Here is an 11,655-nt window from a genome sequence, read left to right on the forward strand (position 1 = left end):
CGGAGGTTAAAATCCTGAGAGCCACAGTGACAAGCGACTTCCGTGAATGATTATTTGCGGTCGAGGGAGTATTTACCCGGACCGGTCAGCGCAAGCAGGAACAATCCGCCCATAATTGCAACATTTTTGTAAAAATTAATCTCGTTGGCATAATGCGCAGCTCCGGTCATGGTCCAGAAATTATGGCCGATCAGAGCGGTAATCAAGGTGTATACGGCCATAATCAGTGCCAGTGGGCGGGTATAGAAACCTAATATGATGGCAATACCGACAAAGAATTCCAGCACGACGGCAACAATTGCCGATAAGGTCGGGAACGGCGATCCAGTGGATGCCATATAGTTAATCGTGCCGCTAAAACCTATCAGTTTTTCATAGCCAAAAATAACAAATAACAGCATCAGCATGATGCGAGTAATTAACAGGATGGCATCACTGAATTTAGTAATAGAAAAATAACGCATGTATTAATCCCTGAAGAATTGAGGTGTAAAGTTAATTAGGCAAATACCGTATTGGTATCTGCCATGCATCATCATTAAAAATGATTTTTGGAATATCTAATTCCTTGCAAATGAGGCTATCCGCTTGAAAGTGGCTGATTAGCTTCGTTTCTACGTTTTTCCTGATAATTCAGCGTTTGGCAAACTGCCATAAGCTCAAATTCACTTTAACTGTTTCGTGATTGGGCATAAACTCCAGAAATGGATAACATAATCCCAAAAATGGCATAATAATGAAATTTGATCCCGCAGACTTGGTCCTGTTTGCCTGCGTTGTGGAAGAGGGAAGTTTTTCAGGGGCGGCTGAACGCCTTGATATTCCCAACTCTACCGTTTCCAGACGGATTTCGGCCTTGGAAAATCAGCTGGGTGAACGATTGATTGTCAGGACCACGCGCAAGATGATGATTACCGAATATGGCAAAGCCGTGCTGCGCCACGCGCAACAAATTTCTGCCGAAATAGAAGCCATGCTGGCGCTGACTGAAAACCGCCAGGCCAAGCCCACGGGTCAATTAAGAATATCAATGCCCGGAGATTTTTCTCAAAATTTAATTGGTGCTCTGCTGGCAGACTTTATCGAGAAATATCCACAGGTCACGCTGGATATAGATTCCTCTCAGCAACGCGTTGATATTATTGGCGAGGGGTATGATATCGCCTTGCGTATGGGCAACTTGCAGAATGATTCAACGCTGGTGGCTCGCCAACTGAGCACGTTTCGGGTTGGGCTTTACGCTGCGCCCTCATTTATTAAAAAGCATGGGCGGGTCGATCATCCGCAAGATTTGATGCAGCGCTCGGTGCTGAGATTGCGGACGCGTGGAGGTGACGTTTCACCCTGGACGCTCACCAAACAGGGGGAGTGCTGGGAGGGGAGTCCGCCGATGCGTGCTGTTGCCAATTCACCCAGTGTGTTGATCAATCTTGCCCGCCTCGGCGCGGGAATCACCAGTGTAACTACCCATTTCGCCCACCCTTATCTGGAAACGGGTGAGCTGGTTCGTGTGCTTGAGGATTGGGAATGTCCCGGCGTTCCTGTGTGGGCTGTGTTCCCCGGACGCCGTTTAATGCCTTCGCGGACTCGAGTGTTTATCGATAGCCTGGTCGCCAGTTTCGAAAAATTCACTTCCAGGTATTAAACCTCGAGAACAGAAATTTGATGTTAAATATTATTCAAAAATGATTGTTTAGTCAGGGCTTAAATCTCACTGCCCAATCGGAGCAAAAGCTCATCCATCAAACCACGCTCGCCGTTTGTCAGCGTTTGCGACTGGCCGAGCCGAGCCCTTAATGTCGTTGCCGCAGTACCGATTTTTTCATCTGCCAGTTCAAGCCTATTATTGGTTATTGCCTGAATAACCGCCTCACGCGTTTCAGCAGCAAGGTCAAAATGCGCGGGTGTCTGTTCTTGTGCGATCAAAGAGATAACCACCCCGGTACAAGTAGCATGCATCATTGCCACCGCTCGCTCTTCACTGCCTTGCAATCTTCCTGCCAGCGCGACCGCATGTACTTTTTTGGCCAACGCTTTTATACCTGATTTTGCCGCGGGTGAGGCGGCGTTATTGCTGATTATCCTAAATAACGCAGGATTGGACAGGCCGAATGCGACATGCTTATCCCAGCCAAAGCGCAAGGCTTCAATCGGATCCGAGGGGAGATCCTCATCCTTTTTGGTGGCGACATAAGCGGCCAGCTCAAACTCTGCAACGGCATCAAGCAAGGCATCTTTATCGCCCACCAATCGATAAATCGTCGGCGGTTGAATCGATGCGGCGGCAGACACCGCGCGTGTCGTTGCTGCATCCGTGCCGTGGGTTCGAATCAGAGCGGCTGCAGCGGTAATGATTCGAGTTCTTGCATCATCAGCATCATTTGCCTTCATAATCTTTATTTAAACCCCTTGGTTAATCGCTTTGGGAGGCCTGAGCAGGCTTTAGGACTCCGGTGAGAATATCACGCATAGTTTGTGGGCGACGACCAAGCAGCTTCTCTAAAGCAGGATCAACCGCAGAGAAATCCCCCAATCGTGCCGCCTTGAACATGCCTAACAGCAATTCGGCCATGGGCGCGGGCACTCCCAGAGCCACTTTTTCGCTAATCCACTGCGTATCGGTCAGTGTGACATGTTTTATTTCACGCTGAGTCAACTCTGAGGCGATGTTGGCTAACTCAGCCATGGTAAAGGCTTGCGGAGCAGTTAATGGCGGAGTCATACCGTCAAATCGGCCAGGATCGGCGAGAATAATCGCGTCTGCTTCTGCCAAATCATTACGAGCAGTCCAGCTCACAGGGCCATCTTCTGGAACGCGAAGCTCGCCAGTTTCAAATGCCCGTCCAATCATATGCAGTCCGCTTTCAGCATAAAAACCATGGCGCAGCGAGGTAAAAGGTGTGCCATTTGCCGCCAGCAGGTCCTCGGTTGCTGTATGGTCAACAGCAGGGACAAACATTGAATCTGCTCGTGCGCCCATGTGGCTGGTATACAGCACCCGTTGTACCCCGGCAGAACGCGCTGCGCCGATGGCATTGTGATGTAACCGAAGCGCTTCCTCTCCCAGTTTATCGACAGAAACCAGCAGAGCTTGATGCATACCTGTAAAAGCATGCGCCAAGCCAGCCGGATCGGCAAAATCAGTGATTCTCAGCTGTACACCACTGTGGGCAAAATCAGCCATTTTCTGCACATCACGAGTGCCTGCAACGACCTGATTTTCCGGTATTTTATTTACAAGCTGGCGTGCGATTTCGCGTCCCAACTGCCCGGAAGCGCCTGTGATAATAATCATTTTTCACTCCAGTTTTCGTTGATATCTTTTTTATGTTATCACTGGAAATTTATAAGGGAAAGGCGGTTTATTCAGCAACTATTATTTTTGTAGGCGATAAAGTGATGATGTAAACGGTCAACGACGATAGGTCAAAAGCGTCGTGGTAAAGTCGAGAGGGTTAACCTGTTGTTTTATAGCCGCCTCGTGGTTACGAGGCGGTGAGTTGCCTTAGGCCTCGAGCGCGTCGAAAATCACGTAAAGCTTACGCATATCTGTTTCAATGACCCAAGTGCCCTCGGTATTGGCCTCAAAGAAGAATGAGTCTCCGGCGGTAAACTCAAGGGTTTCTTCTCCGTCAGGAGTAAAAGATCCTTTGCCATTCAGGAAGTGCATAATTTCGGCCTGCTTAACGGAGCGTCGATAACTTCCTGCGCTGCATTCAAATATTCCGGTATCAATGTCCTCCTTACCCGGAATGACTTTCTGGATCCCGGAGAGTTTTACAGCCGGGGTATCAGGCAAGCCTTCAACATTTCCCCACGACTCTAAAACTTTGATTGATGCGGGTTGCGCTATTTTTTGCACTTTCATTTAATAAGATTCCCTTAATGTGAAGGTTAACCAACAGCCGAAAATTTATACTGAACGGATAAATAGGTTAGTAATAACTCGACGTCCAGCTTAGGGAAATTGCAAAAAACATTGGTTAATTTATTGGCGGTTAATTAACACATTACTGCGTTAATCAGTGTGGAGAAGGCAGGAAGTTTTGCAGATGGGGAAAAGACAATGATTATTATAAAAATCCTAAAATCTAACGGCAATAGAGCAGGCTTGCACTTGTCTTACCTTCGGCAGATAAGCGAAAAACGACTTTTTGTGATTGCTCGTCGCGATATTTTTCAACCAGTCCGATAGCGAGCAGTTTGTGACAGGCGCGACGAAAGTCAGTGACTGGGACGGGCCTTGCACGATGCTGATTGAGTAAAGTAAACATAGAGATAGCGCTAAATGATACGGCTTGATTGCCCCGACCTGAATGTTCATAAAGGAGCAGCAAAATATCTTTTTGGACCGTAGACATGCGCATGTGATGACCCCTCGATTAGGATCGAACATTGTCTCAACTCAGCTTGATAGGTGATTCTCAGTATAAACCATATTGTTGGATATAATCACCCGGTGGTTTTATTTAATGCATTAAAATAGTAGATTCAAACTTTGAGACGAGTAGGGCCCGAGTTATTGCAGCTATTAACAAAATTAATCAAACACCTTGCGATTTAATCTCTACCTATTAGTTATAAGATTTATAGCTGGGTTAACTTTAGAGAAGGGTTATTAAATTTCTTACTAAGCCAAATTTAAATTGGGATGGCCTTTTTAATACTCAAGTGCTTAATTGCAAAATATTATCAAAAGTAAAATAATTAATATATTCTGATAGGCATCAAGCCTAAGCTGCTGCAGTTTAACTGGCGTTACAGTCAGGGATGTGTATGTTGTTCAGGATACGCTGGCATTTTTTGACACGAATGGTTACATTATCAGGGTGGGAACTTTTTACCTTTTATCACTTAATGCTTTATCGACGTGAATTGTCGAGGTTCAATGACGAGTTCGACCGAAACCACACAATAAGAATAGAAGATACTCCGAATAAGCTATAGGCTTAAATGTAAAGTAGATTTTAGTCATAAAAAACATTCTGATACAAACGTGAGCAACTAAAGCTTGTCTGAATCTATTAACTGGTTTCCTGTGATGGGTTAGAGCGTGTGCAGCGCAAAAAGTATTTGATTATCATTATATACTATAGGTGTGTGAAATTTTTATGTTAAACCGTGAAGTATTAATGGACTATATCCTTGAGTTCCTGCAGGGTATGGTTGAGGGCGATCATGAGGTAAAGCCGGACAGCGATCTCGTCAATGATATTGGCCTGGAATCTATTAAAGTGATGAGTCTGTTAATGAAGCTAGAAGACAAATTAGATATTACCATCCCAATAAATATCTTGCTGAATGTTAGAACCCCCGAGCAGTTGCTGAATGCGCTACTCCCACACCTGGAGAGCACCTATGGGTCTTTATGATAAGTTTGCTAATCTTGCGGACAGACTTAATGAATACCGAACGCCTGGTATAAATCCATTTGGCGCCTGTATCGATGAGATCTACTCAGCAACGGAAGGTCGTATTGGCGACCACAAAATTGTGCTGGCAGGCACGAACAACTATTTGGGTCTGACCTTCAATGAGCAAGCGATTGCCGAAGGTCAGGCTGCATTGGCAGCTCAGGGCACAGGAACTACCGGTTCACGTATGGCCAATGGTAGCTACGGTTCGCACCTTGCGTTAGAGCATGAGTTGGCGGCCTTCTTTGACCGTCCTACTGCCATTGTTTACCCTACTGGATATACCGCCAATCTGGGTGTGATCAGTACGCTGGCGCATTCTGATGCCGTGGTCCTGATTGACAAAGATTGTCACGCAAGTATTTACGACGCGTGTGCTCTGGGCGGGGCGCAGTTAATCCGTTTCCGTCACAATGATGCCGAAGATCTGGAGCGCCGTATGGTGCTGCTGGGTGACCGTGCCAAAGAAGCGATCATCATCGTTGAAGGCATCTACAGCATGCTGGGTGATGTTGCTCCTCTGGTCGAGATTGTTGACATCAAACGTCGCCTTGGTGGCTATTTGCTGGTCGATGAAGCTCACTCATTTGGCGTCATGGGCGCGACAGGCCGCGGCCTGGCAGAAGAGCTGCACGTTGAGGATGATGTTGATATTATCCTTGGCACGTTTAGCAAGAGTCTGGCCTCTATTGGTGGTTTTGCCGTCGGTGCCAAAGCGATGGAAGTGCTGCGCTACAGCAGCCGTCCTTATATCTTCACCGCCTCGCCATCGCCATCAAGTATCGCCTCTGTACGTTCTTCTTTAAGAACTATTGCCGAGAACCCGGGCCTGCGTGAAAAGCTGTGGAGCAATGCTCGCAGACTTTACCACGGACTTGCCGAGTTGGGACTTGAGCTGGGCCCGCGCATCAGCCCGGTGGTTCCTGTGCTGGTGGGTTCAAAAGAAGACGGCCTGCGTCTCTGGCGTGAACTGATCGAAAACGGTGTTTATGTAAACCTGGCATTGCCACCCGCTGCACCGGCTGGTAATACTTTGCTGCGTTGTAGCGTGAATGCCGCGCACAGCGACGAGCAGATTGATAAAATTATTCAGGCCTTTGCCGATCTGAAAATTTAATCCCCGTCAAAGCATCAACCATGCTGCTTATTGGTAAACAATAAGCAGCATGTCTTGCACACCAGCGACATCAATTCTAACCCCCCTAGTGATTCATACTGATTCATATTTAATCACCTGCTGATACCGCTATTAGTCTGCGTAATTAAATTGGTTGGAAATTAGTCATAAAAAATGCCGCCGGTTTCAGCTGAAAACGGCAGCATAAATAATTTATATAATGATATTAACGTTCGCGCAGCGCCTCTTTCGCGCGGTTGAACGGTTTGATCAGATAATCCATTACTGTCTTCTCACCGGTTTTAATATCAACGGTGGAGACCATTCCGGGGCTAATAGAGAAACGCTTACCGGCTTTGTTCTGCACATAGTCATTATCAGTGCGGATAAATACGCGGTAATAATAAATCTCCGGTTTCACCTCATCCTGAATAGTGTCTGGTGAAATGCCTTCGACCACGCCGTTAATACCACCGTAAATAGCATAGTCATAAGCTGAAATTTTCACCACTGCATGCTGGCCCGGGTGAATAAAGGCAATATCACGCGGCGACAGGCGCGCTTCAATCAGCAGGCGATCGTTCATTGGCACGATATTCATCAATTCACCGTTAGGAGGAATAACCCCACCGACGGTCGACACCTTGATGTTTTTCACAATACCGTGCATAGGGGAGCGGATGGTCAAACGAGTTACGGTATCTTCGCGTCCTTTCACTACCTGTGACATGCTATCGGCTTCGGCGTTGGCCTTCGCCAACTCCTCACGCGCCTGCACATAGTACTGCGAGCGCATATCCGTGAGTTTCAATTCCAAATCTGACTTGTCACGCTGCAAGCGCAGTACTTCTACGCTGCTGGCTGCGCCGGTTTTCGCCAGCCGCTGGGTGATCGCCAGTTCGCGATTGGCTAAAGACAATGACTGATTAAACTGTGCCGTGGCATCGGTAAGCTGCGCACGGCGGGTTTTATACAGCCGAGTCTCAGAAGCGGTCAGGTCAGGGAAATCCTTTAGCTCGGACGGGAAAACCAGTGGCTTGTCATTAACTTCGGCATTAAGGCGCGCCGCAGCCGCCAGTGCCGCGCGATAACGGGCTGCACTCTCGCCAACATTAGACTGAGAACGAGTGGGATCAAGACGGGCGACTATTTGACCGGCCTGCACCTCATCACCTTCATGGACCAGTAATGCGGTTAAAATACCGCCTTCCAGCGACTGCAACACTTGGTCACGCGAGCTGGGGATTACCTTGCCGGTGCCGGTAGACACTTCATCCAGCATGCCGAACCAGGCCCAAACCAGTGTAACCAGAAGTAATAAAGAGCTAATAACTATGAGGCGTACCGCGCCAGAATAGTGAGTTTCCGAACGCAGCTCGCCCAGCAGATCGTCAGATGAATCAACTTCTGCTGCCGTCACCAGCCTCAGTTTTCCGGGCAATTGCTTGATCATGATTTTGTCTCCGGCAGATTACCACCAGCGCGTGACGTTGACGTCGGCAGCGCATTCTCTTTCGGGCTGTCCATCACCAACTGCCCATCTTTGAGCACCAGCACACGGTCGACCAGGGCGAGAATAGCGGCGCGATGCGTTGCGACAATGAGAGTGCGCCCGTTCAGCCATTGGTCCAGACGTTCGATAAACTCTTTCTCGGTATGGTCGTCGAGGGAGGAGGTCGGCTCATCGAGCAGCACGATGTTAGGGTCACGCAACAGCATACGCGCCAACAGCAGTGATTGCCGTTGTCCGCCGGATAGCCCGACGCCGCCTTCCATAATTGGGTGATCCAGGCCCAGCGGCAGGCGACGAATAAAGTCAGCACCACCGCTAACGCTCAACGCCGCGAAGATTGCGTCATCGGTTGCGTGTGCCGAGCCCATGGTCAGATTTTCACGCAACGTGCCGTGGAACAGCTTGGCGTTTTGCGTCAGTAAACCCACGTTTCGTCGCACATCGGCGAGATCAATGTGCGGCAGGCTGAGGTTATCGAGCCGCAGTTCGCCACTGACTAAATCCACGCCGCCAATCATTGCCTGCAGCATGGTCGATTTACCGGAACCGTTACGGCCCAGTAATGCAATGCGCTCACCCGGTTCAATGGTCAGGCTTTTGATACGCAGGGCAATAGTGAGTGAATCGGTATAATAACGGAACATGGCATCGGTAAACTGATAATGACCAAACAGCACCGGGCAGTGAATACGAGTTTCGTCCTTGCTGTTTTCAACCGGCAGATTCATCAGCGCATCGAGGCTGTTTTTTGCCGCCTTGACTTGCTGCCAGCGCGCCAGTACGCCGCACAACGTCGCCATCGGAGCAATCATGCGCGAAGAGAGCAGGGAAGCCGCAACAATTGCACCGGTAGTCATATCACCATTGATAACCATTGGCGCGCCGACGACAATCACGCTGGCATAAACCAGCCCCTGCACCGTCACGCCCCAGCTTATCAGCGAGTGCATGACTTTGCGCATCTCGACGCCAGACTGCGCGGTGATGCGGATATAGCTGTTCCACTGTTGCAGGATGCGATCCTCTGCCTGCATCAGCTTGATGTCCTCCAGCCCTTGCACGCTCTCGACCAGCACCGCATTGCGCAGGGTCGATTCTTTCAACGCCTGCTGCGCCAGTCTGGCCAGTTTTTTCTGGCTAAACAGGCCGGGCAGCACCATCAATAGCACCGCCACCGGGGCTATCCACGCCAATGGCGGAGCAATAATTGCCATCACCAGCAGGAACAGCAGGAAGAACGGCATATCTACGATAGCTGAAACCGTCGTCGAGGTGACCATTTCGCGGATCGCCTCCAGCTCGCGCAGCTGCGAGATAAAGGTCCCGGTGGAACGCGGCACCGCACTGTTACGCAGGCGCAGCGCGTGGCCAAAAACGCGGTCTGAAACCCGCATATCGGCACGTTTACCCAGTAAATCGGTTACGTGATCGCGCCCGACGCGCAGGATATAAGTGAACACCACCGAGATGATCACCCCGATGTAGAGCACATAGAGAGTCGGGTAGGATTGCGCCGGAATGACCCGGTCATAGACCTGCATCGAGAAGATGATCCCAACCAGCGCCAGCAGGTTGATCAGCAGTGAACCCAGCATTACGTAGCCATAGGGGCGCAGGTCACGCAGAACCAGGCGACGCAGCCAGTCCGGTTTGACCACGCTCAGATAACGGTCCACGCGGCTGTCTTTCGCCGCAGTCACCGGGCGCAGCGCGGCAGCAAAATTGATCTCTGGCAGCAAGGTTTCAAGCGCGACCGGCGTGGGCTGCTCGTCGCCGGTGAAATGCACTCGCACTTCACTTTCACCATCAAAGCTGGTGATGACCCCTACCTGACCATCATGCAGCTCCACTGCCAGCGGCAGCCGCCAACTGGTAATTTCCCATTTGTTGTCTTCATACAATTGCAGCGACAGCCCGGCCTGACGTGCCAGGTGTCGCAATGCTTTGTCTCGGGGCTGTTTGCCCTGCCATTCGCTGGTGGCCATGATCATGCCCGGAGAACACGGCAACCGATAATGAGTGGCAATCAGAATAATTGCCGTTGCCCAACCGTGCAGTGGCACATTTCCCCCTGCGCCACTGTTTGAGTGGTCGTCTGGGCCATCGGGAATTTGTAATTGGGTCATGGCTGGATCTCCACGGATTGGATCCGCTGATTATTCAAAGCAAACGCGGACCGCATCTGCCCGGTACTGTATAAACAATCGAGCTGCAGTGAGCGTAACTGGCTGATGGTTTGCTGGAGCGTAAATCGGGTTTGAAACACTTCTTGCTCGGCGTTCAGGACATCCAGTAATGGCCGAGTGCCAAGTTGCAGATATTGATCCTGATAAAGCTGCTGGGTTTTCTCGCCCAGGCTCTGTTGCCGCCCTTGAATGGCCAGGCTGAGCGCGAGGCTCTGTGACTCATTCTGCGATTCGCTGAGTTGCTGCCGGGCTTTTAAACGCGCCGAGTTTACCGCCGAATTGGCCGCGCCCAGCGCATTCGCTGCCGCATCACGGCTGGCCGTCATACCGCCGCCCTGATAAAGCGGCATCTGAACGTTGACACCAATCGAATACTGCGTGCGATTGAGCTCATCGCTGCCGGAGTAATGATCGTTGAGATAGCGCGATACCTGGGGATCAAGCGAAATAGTCGGCATCATTTGTGCATTGGCATTGTCCAGTTTTGCCTGTGCCTGATTGACCTGTGCCATAGCGGCAAGTACCGACGGATTGAGCTTGTCATCCGCTTTGACAAACTGGCAGGAACGCATCAGCTTGGCCGGGAAACTGTCGCTGACATTTCTTACTATTGGCCAGCCGAGATCAGTTGCCAGCGTGGCACGCCAGCGGTCAAGGTTGGCCTGATATTGGGTGAGGGTGGCGCGTGCGCCTTCGATACGCGCATCGGTTTGCGTCGCGTCGGAAAGAGACGCCGCACCTTCATCATTACGCTGACGCGCTAAATCACCAATCTTGTTCAGCGCCGTCAACTGCTCCTGGGCAATTTTCACTAGCTGCTGATAGCCTTGAACTTCCACCAGTGCAGCGGCGGTGTCGTGGGCTACAGTATCGATGCTGACCAACACGTTGGCCTGTTCTTGCGCCACGCCAGCTTCGGCAGAACGCACTGAGCTGCTGACCTTGCCAAAGTCATACAGCATCTGAGAAACCGAGAGTACAAACGAAGGGCTGTAACCTTTTTCGACATAGGAATTACTGTAGCCGTTATTCATACCGACACTGACTTGCGGATAATATTTTGCTTTCGCCACATCAACCTGGTTGGCCTGCTCCAGCATTTTGCCGATAGCTTCGGCAATATCGGGGTGCCACTGAATCGCCCGCTGCACGGCCTGATTTATCGTTAGGGTGTCTGGTACGTTGGTCAGGGCAGGTTGGGAGATTTCACCGGTCAATGATGGCAGATCCTGTTGTTGGATCAGGCCTGCTGTAGAAATACTGCTTGCTGCAGTGAGAGCATCACTGGCAGCCATAAGTTGAGAGCTGTGAAACAAAGCAAAGCCAGCGCACAAGGCGCCGAGCTTAGTGATACGACGATAAGTTGCGCGAGATTGCCTCAAATCCATCTATATTCCACCAGTCAATGAGAGAAAAGGGGCACTT

The 11,655-nt window shown here is 50.2% G+C and carries 11 protein-coding genes; 3 read left to right on the forward strand and 8 right to left on the reverse strand.

Features of this window, described 5'->3' with window-relative positions:
- Positions 1–50: 50 nt before the first annotated feature.
- Positions 51–464: a DoxX family protein gene (locus SPM24T3_RS03875; RefSeq protein WP_009635393.1), complete on the reverse strand. Its 414-nt coding sequence runs from the start codon at positions 462–464 to the stop codon at positions 51–53.
- Between the two features lie 272 nt (positions 465–736).
- Between SPM24T3_RS03875 and SPM24T3_RS03880 the strand changes: the two genes are divergently transcribed.
- A complete protein-coding gene (locus tag SPM24T3_RS03880) occupies positions 737–1,645 on the forward strand; it encodes a LysR family transcriptional regulator (protein WP_009635394.1) in 909 nt (302 codons plus the stop codon).
- A 59-nt stretch (positions 1,646–1,704) separates the two neighbouring features.
- Here the strand turns inward: SPM24T3_RS03880 and SPM24T3_RS03885 are convergent, their stop codons facing one another.
- From SPM24T3_RS03885 to SPM24T3_RS03900, 4 genes are all read right to left on the reverse strand, one after another.
- Complete coding sequence (locus SPM24T3_RS03885; protein ID WP_009635395.1) at positions 1,705–2,391, reverse strand: TetR/AcrR family transcriptional regulator; 687 nt, start codon at positions 2,389–2,391, stop codon at positions 1,705–1,707.
- 22 nt (positions 2,392–2,413) lie between these two features.
- Complete coding sequence (locus SPM24T3_RS03890; protein ID WP_009635396.1) at positions 2,414–3,295, reverse strand: SDR family oxidoreductase; 882 nt, start codon at positions 3,293–3,295, stop codon at positions 2,414–2,416.
- A 210-nt stretch (positions 3,296–3,505) separates the two neighbouring features.
- Positions 3,506–3,868 carry a cupin domain-containing protein gene (locus SPM24T3_RS03895; protein ID WP_009635397.1) on the reverse strand — a complete coding sequence of 121 codons (363 nt, stop codon included), beginning with the start codon at positions 3,866–3,868 and terminating at the stop codon, positions 3,506–3,508.
- A gap of 223 nt (positions 3,869–4,091) precedes the next feature.
- On the reverse strand, positions 4,092–4,367 hold the full coding sequence (locus SPM24T3_RS03900) for a hypothetical protein (RefSeq protein WP_009635398.1): 276 nt from the start codon (positions 4,365–4,367) through the stop codon (positions 4,092–4,094).
- Between the two features lie 744 nt (positions 4,368–5,111).
- Between SPM24T3_RS03900 and SPM24T3_RS03905 the strand changes: the two genes are divergently transcribed.
- Both SPM24T3_RS03905 and SPM24T3_RS03910 read left to right on the forward strand, forming a co-directional pair.
- Positions 5,112–5,372 carry an acyl carrier protein gene (locus tag SPM24T3_RS03905; protein WP_009635399.1) on the forward strand — a complete coding sequence of 87 codons (261 nt, stop codon included), beginning with the start codon at positions 5,112–5,114 and terminating at the stop codon, positions 5,370–5,372.
- Complete coding sequence (locus tag SPM24T3_RS03910; RefSeq protein ID WP_009635400.1) at positions 5,359–6,531, forward strand: pyridoxal phosphate-dependent aminotransferase family protein; 1,173 nt, start codon at positions 5,359–5,361, stop codon at positions 6,529–6,531. The genes SPM24T3_RS03905 and SPM24T3_RS03910 overlap by 14 nt, the downstream gene beginning before the upstream one ends.
- A gap of 226 nt (positions 6,532–6,757) precedes the next feature.
- Here SPM24T3_RS03910 and SPM24T3_RS03915 read toward each other — a convergent pair whose 3' ends face one another.
- Genes SPM24T3_RS03915 through SPM24T3_RS03925 form a run of 3 tightly spaced genes read right to left on the reverse strand, consistent with a single transcriptional unit; the run spans position 6,758 to position 11,618 of the window.
- A complete protein-coding gene (locus SPM24T3_RS03915) occupies positions 6,758–7,984 on the reverse strand; it encodes an HlyD family type I secretion periplasmic adaptor subunit (protein WP_009635401.1) in 1,227 nt (408 codons plus the stop codon).
- Positions 7,981–10,170, reverse strand: a complete 2,190-nt coding sequence (locus SPM24T3_RS03920) for a type I secretion system permease/ATPase (protein WP_009635402.1) — start codon at positions 10,168–10,170, stop codon at positions 7,981–7,983. Before SPM24T3_RS03920 ends, SPM24T3_RS03915 begins: the two co-directional genes overlap by 4 nt.
- Entirely contained in the window at positions 10,167–11,618 is a 1,452-nt protein-coding gene (locus tag SPM24T3_RS03925; protein ID WP_009635403.1) for a TolC family outer membrane protein, read from the reverse strand. The genes SPM24T3_RS03920 and SPM24T3_RS03925 overlap by 4 nt, the downstream gene beginning before the upstream one ends.
- Positions 11,619–11,655 lie beyond the last annotated feature (37 nt).

The organism is Serratia sp. M24T3 (assembly GCF_000257645.1).
In the GTDB taxonomy this organism is placed as follows: domain Bacteria; phylum Pseudomonadota; class Gammaproteobacteria; order Enterobacterales; family Enterobacteriaceae; genus Rouxiella.

Bases quoted from the DNA above. Each gene is read 5' to 3' on its own strand.
- SPM24T3_RS03920 (WP_009635402.1), bottom strand. From the start codon at position 10,170: ATGACCCAATTACAAATTCCCGATGGCCCAGACGACCACTCAAACAGT.
- SPM24T3_RS03900 (WP_009635398.1), bottom strand. From the start codon at position 4,367: ATGCGCATGTCTACGGTCCAAAAAGATATTTTGCTGCTCCTTTATGAA.
- SPM24T3_RS03890 (WP_009635396.1), bottom strand. From the start codon at position 3,295: ATGATTATTATCACAGGCGCTTCCGGGCAGTTGGGACGCGAAATCGCA.
- SPM24T3_RS03905 (WP_009635399.1), top strand. From the start codon at position 5,112: ATGTTAAACCGTGAAGTATTAATGGACTATATCCTTGAGTTCCTGCAG.
- SPM24T3_RS03880 (WP_009635394.1), top strand. From the start codon at position 737: ATGAAATTTGATCCCGCAGACTTGGTCCTGTTTGCCTGCGTTGTGGAA.
- SPM24T3_RS03925 (WP_009635403.1), bottom strand. From the start codon at position 11,618: ATGGATTTGAGGCAATCTCGCGCAACTTATCGTCGTATCACTAAGCTC.
- SPM24T3_RS03910 (WP_009635400.1), top strand. From the start codon at position 5,359: ATGGGTCTTTATGATAAGTTTGCTAATCTTGCGGACAGACTTAATGAA.
- SPM24T3_RS03915 (WP_009635401.1), bottom strand. From the start codon at position 7,984: ATGATCAAGCAATTGCCCGGAAAACTGAGGCTGGTGACGGCAGCAGAA.
- SPM24T3_RS03895 (WP_009635397.1), bottom strand. From the start codon at position 3,868: ATGAAAGTGCAAAAAATAGCGCAACCCGCATCAATCAAAGTTTTAGAG.
- SPM24T3_RS03885 (WP_009635395.1), bottom strand. From the start codon at position 2,391: ATGAAGGCAAATGATGCTGATGATGCAAGAACTCGAATCATTACCGCT.
- SPM24T3_RS03875 (WP_009635393.1), bottom strand. From the start codon at position 464: ATGCGTTATTTTTCTATTACTAAATTCAGTGATGCCATCCTGTTAATT.